This is a genomic window from Pseudomonas sp. TE3910, from assembly GCF_056279025.1.
Genome location: NZ_JBWBQN010000001.1, coordinates 1,555,429 through 1,570,721 on the forward strand (window position 1 = coordinate 1,555,429; position 15,293 = coordinate 1,570,721).

Here is a 15,293-nt window from a genome sequence, read left to right on the forward strand (position 1 = left end):
CCCAATAAAAAACTCGCCAAACCCCTTAGCTGCTTCAGTATCGAACTGCGAATCCCAAAAATACGACTCATAAAAATTCCCCGATCTTTTCCTGCACCTGACGCTTTTCCAGATTCGCTTGGTACTTAGACATAAGTCCGTCCAGTTTACTCCTGTCCGCAATCCCAGTTTGCAGATAATCCTGGACTACAAGCTCATACTCACCACAAGATGAAATCCCAAGACCTTTGATGACATCATCCCATGCAGGGTTATTATCAGAACCCTGTGCGCCCGGCATTGCCCTCCTGAAATAGTTATACTTCAAAACATAATCACTGGTTATGTCTGACGCTACTCCTCGGTAGTGAATAGCCGTCAACAACACAGCACTGGGAATTGTTTTTTTTTGCACATAATCATCAAGCTCTCCATAGCATTCTATCAGCTCCGACAAAACCCTTAATATTCTTCTAATCACCCGAATATTCGTGACACCTAGAACGACAATCGCTTCAAGCACACATGACAAATACCGGAACTGAGACCCCGCACTTGCTATGTTAAACGTTTCAGCGGGTGTAGGCTGAAGTTGCAATTCGATATCAACAACCTTTTCGTGAAGTTTTTTCCAAATACTTTCATCTTCCAGCTTGTCCGTATTCAAGAGCAACAAGAATCGCGTCTTATGGCTTTCCGAGTACTCATTTATAAATCCAAGGACCTCATCAATATCTAAGCCCTTGTGCTTTCGCTCAACATCGTCGATAACTACTAGCCGCCCACCTAGCAGCTTAGGCAAACCCAGAAGCACCAACTCATCTACAGCTAAGCCTGGAATAAATTTTCCTGCCATACCTTTTATCAAAGACGCTCCAGCACCAACAAACTCCTTATACTTTCCATCATTTGCAATTGATCCAGCCTGAAGGAGCCTTAACTTAAAGTCATTTGAAGTTTTAGCCCCGAAAATTGATATAAAAATTGGCTCAGGAGTGCTGCCCGCTGGCTTAGGAAGCTCTTTATTTACAATATTCCACAGGTGGGTTTTTCCCGCCCCCCACTTCCCTGAGAGAGCGACAACCTTATAAGAATTATCACTTAGAATTTTAACTAACGTTTCCTTGGATTTTGTATATGAATCCACCATATCTTCCACTTACCTCGAGCTGAGATTTAGCGACACCGTCAAGAGCGCCATAACACCCTTGCAAAATACTTAACCACGACTGAATACTACAGCACCAGCCTACAGCAAAGCCCTATCAACATTAACAACGGACGACTTGATCATAGTTTCTAAAATCTGCTTCAGACCGGTTATCGCCTATCGCAACCGGTAGCTTTTAGTCGTCTCCTGAAATTCACAACCACAAAGTTTATCGGTCAAATTCGATGAATATAATGCGGTATTTCAAGTACAACCAACGAGCAAGTCCGAGCAACAGCCCAATACGCGTTTATTTGCTATCGGACTCAGCCCGCCGCTCATTACAATGCGTTTTCTTTTGCCCATTGTTGAGGGCTCATTATTTCGCCTGTCTCACAGTCGATGAGATCACCAATGATCCGATCAAGACGGAAAGTGCGTTCAGCCTGGCGACCATGACATTCACCTTTGAGATAGGTCTTGGTTATGGAGTGGACCGTAACGGTTCGGTAGGTGATATCACCTGCCGAATCCTCATAGCTAAACTCCACCTGCCCCATGCTCCAGCCCGTGCGGATGGCTCGAGTAGTTTTTTTGGCGGGTGTTGGCTCAAGGGGAACTGGTGCGGGACTACTTTTCCTGTTTCGTGGCGGCCGCTCTGTTGGATTGGCCGCCTTGCGCTGCTCCTTCGTGAGCAGCTCTGGGCGAGCGGAAAGCCAGGGTTTGTTATCCTTTTGGCGTTCCAATTCACGCCCTTTGGCGTTAGTGCGTCGCACCATCGCTACAAACGCTGCGACAGCCGCAACTAAGACCAACAGCCCTATCAGTGTATCCATACCTTCTTTGTCTTCCTTTTCGTTCCGCCAATACTGATCTGGCGCGACTCAACGTGGCAGGTTATCCCCGACAATTCGAAGGCCAAAAGCCCGGCTAACGATCAAGCCCCTACCTACTTATCTGAGCGCGCCTTGGCAAATGCCTGTGCCGTTCGGAGCAACACCTCTCGGTCCGATTCACTGACTTGCTGATACACCTCCAAGAACTCGGCCACCTCAGCTGAAACGCTGTCAGTCGACGGAGGTATGCGCACACCTGTGAGCACATAAAGAACGTCAACCCCTGCGGCGGCCACTGCCGAGAGATATGCCGAATCAGGGTTTCTCTCACCCTTCTCATATTTTCCTTGGGTGTTCCGATTCACTCCGCCGAGTTGGCCGAGATCCTCCTGATTCCACCCAAAACGTTCCCGCTCTTCGCGCAGACGCTCACCAATTGCACACGATTGCACACAAATTCCTTTGACATGCACGCAATGGCGTGCATAATCGTAAGTACATGAACACGTTTGAACACAGAAGAACACTATGCCCGCCCCCCTAACACCGGATCAAGCACGCGAAAAGCTCGATCGAGTCGGAATGTCGATCGCCGAGTTCTGCCGCAAACACGACCTCAACAAGAACCTGGTGAGCGATCTGCTCAACGGACGCAAAAAAGGACGCCGTGGTGAAGCCCATAGAGCGGCAGTTCTACTCGGCATCAAGGTCGGCGAAACCGAAAACTAACCCCCCTGGCTCATGGAGGAAAACCAGAACATGAAGCGTCCAGTTCTAGAAACCCTACGCCAGGTGGTCAGTGCAGTGGTCTGCGCTTTTCCAGGTGGACGTGAATGCGCCGCCGCCCGCCTCGGCTACGAGCTGAAGCGGTTCGACAATCACGTTTACGAGAACGCTGGTAGCCGCCCACTGAGCTACGACCAGATCCATCTGCTGGAGCGTGATGCCGGCACGACGTTTCTTCCGGAGTTCATTGCCAGCGTCTACGGCGGTATGTACGTGCCGTTGGTTGCGCCTGAAGCCCTGGATAACGTCGAGCTGTACACCCGCACGGTGAACACCGCAGCCAAACGTGGCGTTGTCGACCAGATCATCGAAAAGGCCCTTGCCGATGGCGTCATAGAAGCGGGTGAGGCCAAGGCCATCCTGCAAGCGCTCAGCCGCTACCAAGCTGCTCGTCACGCAGAAGTGATGGCCACCATCCAGCTGCACAGCAAACGGGGGCTTCAGTGATGGCAGCTACGGAGAGGGCAATTCAATCCTTGCCCAAGCGGGATTTGATCCGTTTTAGAGCCGTGGCCAAGTCATCCACAGCGAAGTGGATCTCTTCTGACCTGATTACTCGCTTGGATTCTGTCGCACCGGGCACTAGACGCTCAACCTCTCTTGCTCCCTGCAACACGCTCAGCAGCTTTTCGTATCGAGTAGTGAGCTGCTGCGCCAACTCTTCTACATCCCTTTTTGAGTGAACGCCCATGAATGATCTCCTTGAAAACAAACGTGCCTATCTACTTGAAATGGTGGCAAAGGCTCAACTTCGAATAGACACCCTAAAGGAAACCGTGGAAACAGCCAACGCTGCAGACTCGAGCATTGATCTCTGCTTTGCCATCGCAGACACCATCACCCCTCTCAACATTGCTTTAGAAATCGCTGAGCAGCTCTAACCATGAGCACCTACAAGCTCGTTTGTCCTCACTGCAGCCAGCGCATGCGTATCCGCACCAGCGAAGGCACGCACATCTTCCTTCGGGTGGCCTACCTGCAATGCACCAACGAGGCCTGCGGCTGGTCGGTACGCGCTCAGTTTGAAATGACCCACGAAATGAGCCCGAGTGGCATGGCCAACCCGGCTGTGCGGTTGCCGGTCGCCCCTGTGGTGATGCGTCGTCAGGCAATGAAGTCCACCGACGACCATCCCGATTTGCTGGACCAACTGGACATGGAGGAAGCCATCGCATGAACGCCATAGCCCTGACCTTGAATCCTGAAACCGACTACCGCGCTGCGATGCAGCAGGCGGCTGTGGCCTTCCTGTTCCGCAGTGAAGGCCTGCATCTCGCCGGCGACTATCAGGTGCTGGAGAACTGCACTCAGTACCTGTGCCAGTCGCTTGAGGTTCCTGATCACCTGGTGCAGCGCATCGCCGAGTTGGCAGTCGCCGAGTTCGAGAGCAAGACCACAGGCCGCTTGCGGCTCCTGGGCGTGTGCCCCACCAGCGGGATCTTCCGGGCACGGCTGATTCTGCTGGATACCACTACCCAAGAACGGTACCAGGTGCCAGCGCGCTACCTACCTCGGCGCCTGCAGCAACACCGCCACACCTCGAAGTAACTCCGAACCAACCCCTTCCCGATGCCCCGTTCCGCGTGGGTAAGGGGAAACTGCATTCCATTGGTGGCCGAAATGAGCAACATCACCATTCAACTCAAGCTCGATGAGCAGCAGGCGAAGCAATACCTGCAGTGGCTCAACAGCCAATACGACACCACCATGGCCGAGGTCTGGTACTCCGACCGCTACCGGCATGTACCCAGCGGCCAGCGCGGGCCCAAGGTGCTGCTGGACCTGCCCCACCTTGCCGGCATCTGCCGTACCCGCAGCGAGCTGAAGAAACAGCTCGACGCCTGTGCAACGGAGCGTGCGAAGTGAGTATCAAGCCAATGGAGCAGCAGTTGCGCAGCGAAGTTCTGCGGCGCCTGCAGGACCAGTACGGGCTGAAGCCCAGGGCCGGTACGCAGTACCTGCGCCAAGGAACCTGCCCGAGCTGCGGCAAGAAAGAACTGTACTCACGGCAGGATGAGCCCTGGTTCATCAAGTGCGGCCGAGAGAGCAAGTGCGGCGAGCAGTGGCACGTCAAAGAGCTGTTCGACGACCTGTTCGACGATTACAGCAAGCGCTACCCGACCACGCAGGATGCACCCCGCGCTTCTGCTGACGCCTACCTGCAGTTCGCCCGCGGCTTCGATCTTGGGTTGGTGAAGGGTTGGTACACCCAAGAAAACTACTGGGACCGTGACCTGAACATCGGTAGCGCGACAGTTCGGTTTGCCCTGGAGAAAGGTGGGTTCTGGGAACGACTGATTGACCAGCCGCACCGGTTCGGCAAGAAGAAAGCCCGATTCGCTCCGGGCCAATCCCCTAAAGGCTACTGGTGGTGCCCGCCGTCCATTGACCTGCAGGAGGTCCAGGAGCTGTGGATCGTTGAGGGCATCTTCGACGCCATTGCACTGCTGCACAACGGCCTTGATGCGGTAGCGGCCATGAGCTCAGGGGCATTCCCTTTTGAATCGCTCAAGGCGCTGGCCAAGCAACGCACCGACGAGGGGAAAAAGCTGCCCACGCTGGTGTGGGGGCTGGATAACGAGCCCGGCGCCCATCGCTTCACCCGCAAACATGCGGCCATGGCACGCGAGCTCGGCTACAGCTGTGAAGCTGCACAGATTCCGCAGCGTGGCCGCAAGGTCGACTGGAACGATCTGCATCAACGCTGGGCGTTCATCGACGACTCCGCCAAGCGACTGGACCAGGTCGAGCGCGATATCCGAGAAGCGCGCTACCACGGTAGCCTGCTGTTGGCAGAATCCGCAGCGGAGAAAGGGGCGCTGATGTACGAATGGCGCGAGCGCCATGAGTTCCACTTCACGTTCGAGAACCGGCTGTACTGGTTCAAGATGGACCTGGACAAGTTCAACAAGTCCATGCTGCACCTGGAGGAATCCGAACGCCACGAAGACCAACTACTCAACGACAAGCAACGCCGTGACAAGGCCCTGCGCCAGTGTGGCGCCGTGGTGGAAATCGCCAACTGCAACCCGCAGGCGTTGTACTTCCAGCGCAATGAAGTGACGGACGAGTCCTGGTACTACTTTCGCGTCGACTTCCCCCATGACGAGCCCAGCGTCCTGAACACCTTCACCGGTGGCCAGGTAGCCGCGGCCAGCGAGTTCAAGAAGCGTCTGCTCGGCATGGCGGCGGGCGCGGTGTTCACCGGCACCGGATCCCAGCTCGATCGCATCATGCAAAACCAGCTGTTCGGCCTGAAAACCGTGAAGACCATCGATTACATCGGCTACAGCAAAGAGCACGGTTGCTACGTGTTCGGTGATCTGGCCGTGCGCGGTGGCATTCTGGAAAAGGCCAACGCGGAGGATTACTTCGAGTTCAAGGGCCTACGTCTGAAGACCCTGCAGAAGTCCATCAAGATGGAGATCAACCCAGATGCCTCGGGGTACCGAGACGAATGGTTCAAGTGGCTGTGGACGTGCTTCAACACCCAAGGCGTGATCGCCCTCGCATTCTGGTTCGGCTCGCTGTTCGCCGAGCAGATCCGTGCCGAGTTCCAGTCATTCCCGTTCCTGGAGGTTACAGGCGAAGCCGGCGCCGGAAAGTCCACGCTGCTGATGTTCTTGTGGAAACTTCTTGGTCGTCCAGACGAGGAAGGTGACGACCCGGTAAAGATGACCAAGGCGGGATTGCGCCGCTGGCTGAGCCAGACCTCGAACATGCCGAACGTGATGCTTGAGGCTGACCGCAGCGATACCGAGACAGGGGCAGCGAAGTCCTTCGACTTTGACCAGTTCAAACCGCTGTACAACGGTCGTGGCCTGGGTCTGACCGGCGTGAAGAACGGCGGTAACGACACCAACGCCCCACCCTTCCGGGCAAGCTTGGTGTTCAGTCAGAACGCCACGGTCACGGCATCCGAGGCGATCCTCACCCGCATCGTCAAACTTCACTTTGTAAGACCTGACGTCACCAGCGACAGTCGAGCCGCAGCCGACAACCTGAACCACCTGCAGGCCAGCGACGTAAGCCACTTCCTGCTGATGGCTGCCAAAGCCGAGCAGAAAATCATGGAGACGTTCCGCGTCCAGGTGAAGGTCCATGAACAGGCCCTACGCGAAATGCGGGAGATCCGCATCGAACGGATCATCAAAAACCACGCACAGATGATGGCCCTGGTCGACGCGCTGCAAGTCATCGTGCCGATGTCCGACCGCCAGCACGCCAGTGTGCTGCGCGAGCTGACCTGCATGGCCATCGCTCGACAGCACGATGTGAACGCAGATCCGAAGGAAGTAGCCGAGTTCTGGGAGGTGTACGAGTACCTGGAATCGCTCAGTGATGACGCCGTGGTTAACCACAGCAAGAAAGACGACCTAATCGCCATCAACCTCAACGACTTCTGCGAGCGCGCAGCCGAGCACAAGCAAAAGCTGGCCGACGCCGCCACCTTGCGCACGCTGCTACGCAACAGCCGGTCGCGGCCATTCATCGACGCCAATCGTGCTGTCGACAGCGCCGTGCGTGCGGCCTTTAACAGCCGGAACAACGCTGCGAATCAGCGCAGCACCACAGTGAAATGCTGGACCTTCAAGGCCAGCTAACCCACCAGGGCGCGGCAACGCCCAGGTATCGACCTCAAGGAGAAGCACCATGCGCAACGAAGACCACGACGAGCTCTATCACCCCAGCCGACGCGAAGCGGTAGCCACGCTGGTGGCCAGCGGTTTGACCCTGGCTCTGTTGGTGGCAGTCGGCTACGCCGTCCCTGACCTGCTGACAACACTGGTTCATTAATCAACTCGCACAGGCGCGGCAACGCCTGGGGCTCACCCAAGGAGAAGCACCATGCAACTCACCTGCACCACCACCGGACGAGGCTTCCCATTCATTAGCTTCGAGGATCACTACGGCGAAACCTGTTCACTGCAGATCAGTAGCCTTGCGGAACAGAACTGTTGCTGGTTCGGCATCGACGCGCCGAGTGCCCAACTGCTGGTTGAGGGTAAGGGCTGGCAGCCAGTACCGCTGCCGAAAGGCGCTGTGATCAAGGGACGCATGCACCTCACCCAGGATCAGGTGCGCACCCTGCTACCACACCTACAGGCCTTCGCCGACTCAGGCGAGTTCGCCTTCGACCCGATCAGCGCGTAACTCAGAAACAAGAAGGCCTCGGAGGGCGGCAACCCTCCGAGGCCTGACCAACCCCAAGGAGAAGCACCATGCAAGTACAAACCCAAGAAGTCGGCGGCGAGAAGGCTACCACACCGCGCGGCACCACCTATGACTCACGTATCGCGGATAAATTTGTCGTGCGAATGCCCAATATGGCATACGCCAGCAGGTCGATGGACACGCGACCGCAGCACATATCAGCATGAACAGCTTCATTGTCCAGGCTATCGAGGAAAAGCTCGACGTCGAGAACCGCCAGCAGCTAATGCTCGATGCGCTCGTTCTGGCGACGCAGACAAAGCAGCCCACCGGCCTGGACGAACTGGAAGCTGTCAGGCATTGGCGCAAAAAGCATGATGAGGTTCAACGCGAAAAGTCTCAGCTCCGCACAAAGGCTGAGTTGTACGACGAGGTTTGGGCGCTCGCCGCGAGTCTGGGCCATATGAACGTTACGACAGCAATCGAAACTCTACGGGGACAACTTGCGGAGGCAAGGCGACTACTCCACACCTCCAGCACCGTCATGTCTCGCATGATCGAGCAGCACGAATCGCCACGGATGGAAATTATTGCTTTCCTTGAAGACACCCACACACCGCACGCCGAGCAGCACAGCGGGCTATTGAAAGAAGGGGCGAAAGCATGACCCAGAAAATCCGCCCTCGGCTGGCAAGCCATGCCCTTGATCTCCCCAATTACTGCGATGTCTGCGGTCAGTCCCGTTCCACCCGTAAGCACCAGAGCTGCAGCAAAATCCGCCAGCAGCGTAAATCGGTTGAGTGGGAAGCCTATATGGCTAACGTAGAGGCCAAGCGCGAACAAAGAGGGAACTATCGTGGCCGTTGAGATCCGCTGCCGCTATACCACTGGCACGTACGTGGCCACCGTCAAGGGACAGAAGAAGACCGCTAGTAACACCATCAGCGCACGCCAGGCCGCAGAAGCCATGGCCACAAAACTGGGACTCAACCCGCATCTATTGGTGGAGCACCAGCGCGACTTGATCGACCCGAAAGAGCTGGTGATTTTCAGCCACCCCGTTGATGCGGGTGACCGAAGGCAGTCCAAGAACTAACGCCGCGATCTTCTAGGCCTGGCAACAGGCCAACCTCTCACAACGGCCCATACACTGGGCCGTTTCTTTGTTTCGAGTGAAATTCAATGGCAGATGGAGTCGAAGTACGCGGCAACCATGTCCGCGTGTACTTCCGTTACCAAGGCGAGTTATGCCGGGAAACCATCCCGGGCGACGCCTCCCCCGCCAACTTGGCCAACGCCGAGCGCCTGGTGGGGATCATCAACTATGAGATCCAGGCAGGGACGTTCAGCTACGCCCGCCACTTCCCTGACTCGCCTAGGGTCAAGACCAACACCCTCGGCCACTACATCGATCTGTGGCTGGAGATAAAGGCTAACCAAATGGCCGCGAGCGGATTCGCCATGTATCGCAGCCGCACTGAGAAGCACATCCGGCCACGCTGGGGAGAATTGCAGGCTGATCAGATTGATCACCTGGACATCCAGCACTGGGTCCAGAGCGTCCTGATGCCCAAACTGCACAACAAAACCGTGCGGGAAATCGTCAGCCATCTGCGCCAAGTCTTCAGGCTGTACCGCACTCGCAACCGTAGCGCCTTCGATCCAACCGATGGCATCACTATTTCGCTACCGGACGCGGAAGACCCAGACCCATTCACCCGGGAAGAGATCGAGGCCATTCTGGGCCAACCAACCGACCGAGAGCAGGAGATCAATCTCACCCAGTACATGATCTGGTCAGGCCCAAGAGTGAGTGAAGCGATGGCGCTGGCCTGGGAGGACGTCGATCTGGAAGCTGGCACGGTCGAAATCCGCCGCGCCCGTGTCAGTGGCCAGTACAAGGTGACAAAGACCAGGCGATCGACACGCAAGGTCAAGTTGCTTGCCCCTGCTCTGCGCGCACTCCAGGCACAGGCACGCTTCACTAAGAATCTCCCGGCTGAGCTGATCGAGGTCGTCGATCGCGACAACCGGACGGTTCGCGAACAGCGCGTGCGGTTTGTCTTCCACAATACCGCCACGGGTGAGCCTTACCGTTCTTCGGACGTGCTGCGTCACGGTTGGTGGATCACCCACCTGGAGAAGGCCGGTGTACGTCAACGCGGGCCGAACACTTGCCGACATACGTTCGCCAGCCAGATGCTGAGCAGCGGGATTGCCACACCAGAGTGGATTGCTGACCAGATGGGGCACACGTCGACAGCGATGATCTTCAAGCACTACGCGAAGTGGATCAGCGAGGACGGACCGGATGTGGTGGGATTGTTGAATCAGGCGCTCAGGTTGAGCTAAACGAAAAAAAGGAGCCTCAAGGGCTCCTTCTTTTTGCCTGCTATTCCCAAAGTGTTCCCAAAATGCTCCCTTTTGCAGGGTAGAGCGGGATAAACATCAATGAAATCAGGCACTTATATGGCGGAAGCGTAGAGATTCGAACTCTAGGATAGTTGCCCATCGACGGTTTTCAAGACCGTTGCCTTAAACCACTCGGCCACGCTTCCTCGGCTTTGCGGGCGCCATAATACCGAAATGAAACAAGCTGTCAAACTCTCTGTGTAGCCGCTTTGCATGCCTCTGTTATGATCTTTGCATCTGAACGTTTCAAAACCACAGGAGTGTCGCCATGCGCGAACAGGATTACGCCGTCAATCACGGCCTGCAGGTCGAGCAGCAAGAAGTCAGCCGCGTCCTGCGTAACACGTACGGCCTTCTGGCTTTAACCCTTGTTTTCAGCGGCATCATGGCCTACGTGGCCCAGCAGATGCGCGTCGGCTACCCGAACGTGTTCGTGGTACTGATCGGCTTTTATGGCCTGTTCTTCCTGACCAACAAGCTGCGCGATTCGGTCTGGGGCCTGGTCTCCACGTTCGCCCTCACCGGTTTCATGGGTTTCATCCTCGGCCCTATCCTCAACCGTTACCTGGGCATGCAGGGCGGCGCTGAAGTCGTCAGCTCGGCATTTGCCATGACCGCGCTGGTGTTCGGCGGCCTGTCGGCCTATGTGCTGATCACCCGCAAGGACATGAGCTTCCTGGGTGGCTTCATCACTGCCGGTTTCTTCGTGCTGATGGGCGCAGTACTGGCCAGCCTGTTCTTCCAGATCAGCGGCCTGCAACTGGCGATCAGCGCTGGCTTCGTGCTGTTCTCGTCGGTCTGCATTCTGTTCCAGACCAGCGCGATCATCCACGGTGGTGAGCGTAACTACATCATGGCAACCATCAGCCTGTATGTATCGATCTACAACCTGTTCGTCAGCCTGCTGCAACTGTTCGGCCTGATGAGTCGCGACGACTGATAGCCCGGTAGTGTACGAAAGCCCACTTCGGTGGGCTTTTTCATGGGTGGCGTTTGGGCTTTGCCAAATGGGTGTGCCACCGTAGAATGCGCTCCTTTTTTCTCCCGGGGCAGCACACTACCCATGAGCGCAATCGAACACCGGCCCGACGCACCTGCGCAGGCCAATGAACTGGTCCTGGGTCTGGAAGACCGCCCTCGCCCGCTGATCGGCCTGCTGGCCGCTCTGCAACACTTGCTGGCGATCATCGTGCCGATCGTGACCCCCGGCCTGCTTATTTGCCAGGCACTGGGGGTTTCAGCCCGCGATACCAACCTGATCGTGTCAATGTCGCTGGTCATCTCCGGGATTGCCACCTTTGTGCAGTGCCGCCGCTTCGGGCCGTTTGGCGCCGGGTTGCTGATTGTTCAGGGCACCAGCTTCAACTTTGTCGGCCCGCTGATCGCCGGCGGTGCGTTGATGGTCAAGCAAGGCACGCCGGTAGAAGGCGTGATGGCGGCCATCTTTGGTGTGGTCATTGCCGGCTCGTTCGTGGAGATGGGTATTTCCCGGATCCTGCCGTTCGTCAAGCGCCTGATCACCCCGCTGGTGACCGGTATCGTGGTGCTGATGATCGGCCTGACCCTGATCAAGGTCGGCCTGATCAGCATGGGTGGCGGCTTCGCGGCCATGGCCAACGGCACCTTCGCCAACGGCGAGAACCTGCGGCTGTCAGGTGTGGTGCTGGCGATTATCGTGGTGCTCAACCGTATTCCTGTGGTCTGGATGCGCAGTTGCGCCATCGTCATTGCCCTGGCCGTGGGCTATGCGCTGGCCGGTTATATGGGCCGCTTGGACTTTACCGGCATGCACCAGGCCGAGCTGTTCCAGGTGCCGATGCCGCTGCACTTTGGTTTGAGCTTCTCCTGGGCACTGTTTATCCCGATGCTGGTGATCTACCTGGTGACCTCGCTGGAAGCCATCGGTGACGTAACCGCCACCAGTAAGGTGTCGCGCCAGCCGGTAGAAGGCCCGGTGTGGATGCAACGGATCAGGGGCGGCGTGCTGGTGAACGGCGCCAACTCGCTGTTGGCCGGCGTGTTCAACACCTTCCCGAGCTCGATCTTTGCCCAGAACAATGGGGTAATTCAGTTGACCGGTATCGCCAGCCGCCATATCGGTGTGTGGATCGCCGCAATGCTGGTGCTGCTGGGCCTGTTCCCGGCAGTGGCTGGTGTGATTCAGGCAGTACCTGAGCCGGTATTGGGTGGCGCAGCGATGGTGATGTTCGGGGCCGTGGCGGCGTCGGGTATCAATATCCTCGCCAGCATCAGCCTGGACCGTCGCGCACTGCTGATTATCTCGGTGTCGCTGGCGCTGGGGCTGGGTGTGGCGCAAGTACCGGAGTTCCTCGCCCATATGCCGTCGGCACTGCGCAATGTGCTGGAGTCGGGCGTCGCCACCGGCGGGATCTGTGCACTGTTGTTGAACTGGTTCCTGCCAGAAAGCAGCACGCACAAGGCCTGATTGGCGGCGCCTCGCGCCTGGCAACCGATAGAACAGGAAGCCCGCAGCCCGCTGCGGGCTTTTTGCTTTATTATTCCCACAGATTTGCTGACAGAGCCTCCCATGAAGTTCGCGATTGCGGTTTTTTCCCCGGCCCATGCGCCCTCCTCGCGCCGCGCCTTGCTGTTCGCCCAGGCCGTACTGGCAGGCGGGCACGAGATCGTCCGGTTGTTTTTCTACCAGGATGGCGTTCACAGCGCTTCAAGCACTGTGGTCACGCCCCAGGATGAGCTGGATGTTCCAGCCCAGTGGCGCACCTTCGTCAGCGAGCAACAGCTCGATGGCGTGGTGTGCATTGCCGCCGCCTTGCGCCGTGGCGTGCTGAACGCAGAAGAAGCCCAACGCTATCAGCGCCAGGCAGCAAACCTGTCGGCGCCTTGGGAGCTGTCAGGCCTTGGCCAGTTGCATGAGGCCGCACAAACCGCCGACCGTCTGGTCTGCTTTGGAGGCGATTGAGATGGCCAAGTCCCTGTTGATCATCAGCCGTCAAGCGCCGTGGGCAGGCCCGTCGGCCCGCGAAGCGCTGGACATCGCCCTGGCTGGCGGCGCCTTTGACCTGCCATTGGGCATGCTGTTTCTCGATGATGGTGTGTTTCAGCTCGCACCCGGCCAGCAGCCCGCACATTTGCAGCAGAAGAACCTTGCAGCCAATCTGCAGGCGCTGCCCATGTTCGGCGTAGAAGAATTGTTTGCCGCCCACACCAGCCTGCTCGAGCGCGGCCTTTGTGCCGAGCAGTTGAGTTTGCCGGTAGAAGTGTTGGACGACGCTGCGCTGGCAGCGCTGATTGACCGTTTTGACCAGGTGGTAACCCTCTGATGAGCACCCTGCACGTCATTTCCCACTCACCCTTTGGCGACGACCGCCTGAGCAGCTGCCTGCGCCTGCTCGGCCCCGCCGATGGCCTGTTGCTCTGCGGCGATGCGGTGTATGCCCTGCAACCCGGCAGCGCGCCGCTGAGCACCCTGCTCGCCCACAACCTTGGCGAGCGCCTGTTTGCCCTTGAAGAAGACCTGCAGGCACGCGCCATTGCGGCAGATACCTTGGCCCGCAGCGTCGATTACCCGGCTTTCGTGGCCCTGTCCCTGCAATACGACAAGGTCAACAGCTGGTTATGAGTACTCTGACTGTCGGCACCCGCGACATTGCGCTGGATAAAGAGGGCTACCTGCTGGAACTGAGTGACTGGTCCAGCGAGGTCGCCGCCGCGTTGGCTGAGCGTGAAGCACTGGAACTGACCCCCGAGCACTGGGAAGTCCTGGAACTGCTGCGTCAGTTCTACCAGGAGTTCCAGCTGTCGCCAGCCACCCGCCCGCTGATCAAATACACAGCCTTGAAGCTGGGCCCGGAAAAAGGCAACAGCCTGCACCTGAATCGCCTGTTCAAGGGCACCCCTGCCAAACTCGCCGCCAAGCTGGCGGGCCTGCCGAAGCCAACCAATTGCATATGAACGATCCTCGCCCGTTGACCCTCGAAACCCCGGCTGAGCACCCTTTCGCCCAATTTGTGCGCATCCTTGGCAAAGGCAAACGCGGCGCTCGCGGCCTGACCCGCGAAGAAGCCCGTGAGGCCATGGGCATGTTACTCGACGAGAAGGTCGAGGAAACCCAACTGGGTGCGTTCCTGATGCTGTTGCGGCACAAGGAAGAGAGCCCCGAGGAACTGGCAGGCTTCACCGAAGCCCTGCGCCAGCGCCTGCAAGCACCGCCAATGCAGGTCGACCTCGACTGGCCAAGCTACGCGGGCAAGAAACGTCACCTGCCCTGGTTCCTGCTGGCGGCCAAGTGCCTGGCAGCAAACGGTGTGCGTATCCTGATGCATGGCGGCGGTGCGCATACCGCGGGGCGCCTGTACACCGAGCAATTGCTCGACCTGCTGCAGATTCCGCTGTGCCGCGACTGGAATGCCGTGTCCAAGGCGCTGGATAACCAGCACCTGGCGTTTGCTCCATTGCAGGACTGGGCGCCCCCGTTGCAGCGGATGATCGACCTGCGCAACACCCTGGGCCTGCGTTCACCCATCCATTCCCTGGCCCGCGTACTCAACCCGTTGGGCGCGCGCTGCGGCCTGCAGAGCATCTTCCACCCCGGCTATCAGGCGGTGCATCGCGAGGCCAGCCGACTGCTCGGTGACACGGCCATTGTGGTCAAGGGCGACGGGGGTGAGATAGAGGTCAACCCGGACAGCGCCAGCCATTTGTATGGCACGGCAGGCGGGCTTGATTGGGATGAGGAATGGCCAGCGCTCGCCGCACAGCGCCATGTCAAACCGGCCAGCCTGGAACCGGAGCATTTACTGGCGGTCTGGCGCGGTGAGGCCCGCGACAGCTACGGTGAAATGGCTTTGATTTCGACCATGGCCCTGGCCCTGCGCGGGCTGGGCGATGACCGTGAAAACGCGTTCGCCAAGGCACGGGCGTACTGGGACGCACGCCCGCTCGGTTAATGACCTGGCAGCCCTGACAATGAAGGCGCCGCACAGGCGGCGCCCATC

The 15,293-nt window shown here is 57.9% G+C and carries 25 protein-coding genes and 1 tRNA gene; 21 read left to right on the top strand and 5 right to left on the bottom strand.

The genetic code is table 11. The features are described 5' to 3' along the window. Positions 1–67: 67 nt before the first annotated feature. The 3 genes from ACZ9H3_RS06875 to ACZ9H3_RS06885 all read right to left on the bottom strand — a co-directional run bounded on the left by ACZ9H3_RS06875 (position 68) and on the right by ACZ9H3_RS06885 (position 2,390). Complete coding sequence (locus ACZ9H3_RS06875; RefSeq protein WP_476222716.1) at positions 68–1,129, bottom strand: P-loop NTPase fold protein; 1,062 nt, start codon at positions 1,127–1,129, stop codon at positions 68–70. A gap of 341 nt (positions 1,130–1,470) precedes the next feature. Next, a complete protein-coding gene (locus tag ACZ9H3_RS06880; protein WP_476220188.1) occupies positions 1,471–1,965 on the bottom strand; it encodes a WYL domain-containing protein in 495 nt (164 codons plus the stop codon). A 113-nt stretch (positions 1,966–2,078) separates the two neighbouring features. Next, complete coding sequence (locus ACZ9H3_RS06885; RefSeq protein ID WP_476222718.1) at positions 2,079–2,390, bottom strand: helix-turn-helix domain-containing protein; 312 nt, start codon at positions 2,388–2,390, stop codon at positions 2,079–2,081. Positions 2,391–2,493: 103 nt separating this feature from the next. Here ACZ9H3_RS06885 and ACZ9H3_RS06890 point away from each other — a divergent pair, with 103 nt between their 5' ends. Both ACZ9H3_RS06890 and ACZ9H3_RS06895 read left to right on the top strand, forming a co-directional pair. Beyond that, on the top strand, positions 2,494–2,694 hold the full coding sequence (locus ACZ9H3_RS06890) for a DNA-binding protein (RefSeq protein ID WP_476220189.1): 201 nt from the start codon (positions 2,494–2,496) through the stop codon (positions 2,692–2,694). Between the two features lie 30 nt (positions 2,695–2,724). After that, on the top strand, positions 2,725–3,198 hold the full coding sequence (locus ACZ9H3_RS06895; protein WP_476220190.1) for a YmfL family putative regulatory protein: 474 nt from the start codon (positions 2,725–2,727) through the stop codon (positions 3,196–3,198). 22 nt (positions 3,199–3,220) lie between these two features. Here the strand turns inward: ACZ9H3_RS06895 and ACZ9H3_RS06900 are convergent, their stop codons facing one another. Further along, positions 3,221–3,442, bottom strand: a complete 222-nt coding sequence (locus tag ACZ9H3_RS06900; RefSeq protein ID WP_476220191.1) for a hypothetical protein — start codon at positions 3,440–3,442, stop codon at positions 3,221–3,223. Here ACZ9H3_RS06900 and ACZ9H3_RS06905 point away from each other — a divergent pair. The 12 genes from ACZ9H3_RS06905 to ACZ9H3_RS06960 all read left to right on the top strand — a co-directional run bounded on the left by ACZ9H3_RS06905 (position 3,441) and on the right by ACZ9H3_RS06960 (position 10,257). Then, positions 3,441–3,632, top strand: coding sequence for a hypothetical protein (locus ACZ9H3_RS06905; protein ID WP_476220192.1), 192 nt, complete (start codon positions 3,441–3,443; stop codon positions 3,630–3,632). The genes ACZ9H3_RS06900 and ACZ9H3_RS06905 overlap by 2 nt on opposite strands. Positions 3,633–3,634: 2 nt before the next feature. Further along, on the top strand, positions 3,635–3,928 hold the full coding sequence (locus ACZ9H3_RS06910) for an Ogr/Delta-like zinc finger protein (protein WP_476220193.1): 294 nt from the start codon (positions 3,635–3,637) through the stop codon (positions 3,926–3,928). After that, a complete protein-coding gene (locus ACZ9H3_RS06915) occupies positions 3,925–4,299 on the top strand; it encodes a hypothetical protein (protein WP_476220194.1) in 375 nt (124 codons plus the stop codon). The genes ACZ9H3_RS06910 and ACZ9H3_RS06915 overlap by 4 nt, the downstream gene beginning before the upstream one ends. A gap of 72 nt (positions 4,300–4,371) precedes the next feature. Then, complete coding sequence (locus ACZ9H3_RS06920) at positions 4,372–4,617, top strand: hypothetical protein (RefSeq protein ID WP_476220195.1); 246 nt, start codon at positions 4,372–4,374, stop codon at positions 4,615–4,617. A gap of 11 nt (positions 4,618–4,628) precedes the next feature. Continuing rightward, positions 4,629–7,355 (top strand): toprim domain-containing protein, encoded by a 2,727-nt coding sequence (locus tag ACZ9H3_RS06925; protein WP_476222720.1) that lies wholly within the window; start codon positions 4,629–4,631, stop codon positions 7,353–7,355. A gap of 49 nt (positions 7,356–7,404) precedes the next feature. Next, on the top strand, positions 7,405–7,548 hold the full coding sequence (locus ACZ9H3_RS06930) for a hypothetical protein (protein ID WP_203481825.1): 144 nt from the start codon (positions 7,405–7,407) through the stop codon (positions 7,546–7,548). A gap of 51 nt (positions 7,549–7,599) precedes the next feature. Further along, positions 7,600–7,905: a hypothetical protein gene (locus tag ACZ9H3_RS06935; protein ID WP_476220197.1), complete on the top strand. Its 306-nt coding sequence runs from the start codon at positions 7,600–7,602 to the stop codon at positions 7,903–7,905. A gap of 68 nt (positions 7,906–7,973) precedes the next feature. Further along, entirely contained in the window at positions 7,974–8,132 is a 159-nt protein-coding gene (locus tag ACZ9H3_RS06940; RefSeq protein ID WP_476220198.1) for a hypothetical protein, read from the top strand. Next, the gene (locus ACZ9H3_RS06945) at positions 8,129–8,572 is read left to right on the top strand and encodes a hypothetical protein (protein ID WP_476220199.1); all 444 of its coding nucleotides are present in this window, start codon (positions 8,129–8,131) and stop codon (positions 8,570–8,572) included. The genes ACZ9H3_RS06940 and ACZ9H3_RS06945 overlap by 4 nt, the downstream gene beginning before the upstream one ends. Then, positions 8,569–8,772, top strand: a complete 204-nt coding sequence (locus ACZ9H3_RS06950) for a hypothetical protein (protein ID WP_476220200.1) — start codon at positions 8,569–8,571, stop codon at positions 8,770–8,772. The genes ACZ9H3_RS06945 and ACZ9H3_RS06950 overlap by 4 nt, the downstream gene beginning before the upstream one ends. Continuing rightward, positions 8,762–9,001 (top strand): hypothetical protein, encoded by a 240-nt coding sequence (locus ACZ9H3_RS06955; protein WP_476220201.1) that lies wholly within the window; start codon positions 8,762–8,764, stop codon positions 8,999–9,001. The genes ACZ9H3_RS06950 and ACZ9H3_RS06955 overlap by 11 nt, the downstream gene beginning before the upstream one ends. Before the next feature lie 86 nt (positions 9,002–9,087). Then, a complete protein-coding gene (locus tag ACZ9H3_RS06960) occupies positions 9,088–10,257 on the top strand; it encodes an Arm DNA-binding domain-containing protein (protein WP_476220202.1) in 1,170 nt (389 codons plus the stop codon). Positions 10,258–10,375: 118 nt separating this feature from the next. Here the strand turns inward: ACZ9H3_RS06960 and ACZ9H3_RS06965 are convergent. Beyond that, positions 10,376–10,463: transfer RNA gene (locus ACZ9H3_RS06965), tRNA-Ser, on the bottom strand. 122 nt (positions 10,464–10,585) lie between these two features. Here ACZ9H3_RS06965 and ACZ9H3_RS06970 point away from each other — a divergent pair. The 7 genes from ACZ9H3_RS06970 to ACZ9H3_RS07000 all read left to right on the top strand — a co-directional run bounded on the left by ACZ9H3_RS06970 (position 10,586) and on the right by ACZ9H3_RS07000 (position 15,245). After that, positions 10,586–11,257 (top strand): Bax inhibitor-1/YccA family protein, encoded by a 672-nt coding sequence (locus ACZ9H3_RS06970; RefSeq protein ID WP_476220203.1) that lies wholly within the window; start codon positions 10,586–10,588, stop codon positions 11,255–11,257. A 123-nt stretch (positions 11,258–11,380) separates the two neighbouring features. Beyond that, positions 11,381–12,763: a nucleobase:cation symporter-2 family protein gene (locus tag ACZ9H3_RS06975; protein ID WP_476220204.1), complete on the top strand. Its 1,383-nt coding sequence runs from the start codon at positions 11,381–11,383 to the stop codon at positions 12,761–12,763. 102 nt (positions 12,764–12,865) lie between these two features. Next, positions 12,866–13,258 carry a sulfurtransferase complex subunit TusD gene (tusD, locus tag ACZ9H3_RS06980; RefSeq protein WP_065760995.1) on the top strand — a complete coding sequence of 131 codons (393 nt, stop codon included), beginning with the start codon at positions 12,866–12,868 and terminating at the stop codon, positions 13,256–13,258. A 1-nt stretch (position 13,259) separates the two neighbouring features. Then, on the top strand, positions 13,260–13,619 hold the full coding sequence (gene tusC / locus ACZ9H3_RS06985) for a sulfurtransferase complex subunit TusC (RefSeq protein WP_476220205.1): 360 nt from the start codon (positions 13,260–13,262) through the stop codon (positions 13,617–13,619). Beyond that, positions 13,619–13,918: a sulfurtransferase complex subunit TusB gene (gene tusB, locus ACZ9H3_RS06990; protein ID WP_065760997.1), complete on the top strand. Its 300-nt coding sequence runs from the start codon at positions 13,619–13,621 to the stop codon at positions 13,916–13,918. Before tusC ends, tusB begins: the two co-directional genes overlap by 1 nt. Then, positions 13,915–14,250, top strand: coding sequence for a TusE/DsrC/DsvC family sulfur relay protein (locus ACZ9H3_RS06995; protein ID WP_102053051.1), 336 nt, complete (start codon positions 13,915–13,917; stop codon positions 14,248–14,250). The genes tusB and ACZ9H3_RS06995 overlap by 4 nt, the downstream gene beginning before the upstream one ends. Beyond that, positions 14,247–15,245: a glycosyl transferase family protein gene (locus ACZ9H3_RS07000; RefSeq protein WP_330523565.1), complete on the top strand. Its 999-nt coding sequence runs from the start codon at positions 14,247–14,249 to the stop codon at positions 15,243–15,245. The genes ACZ9H3_RS06995 and ACZ9H3_RS07000 overlap by 4 nt, the downstream gene beginning before the upstream one ends. Positions 15,246–15,293: the final 48 nt, after the last annotated feature.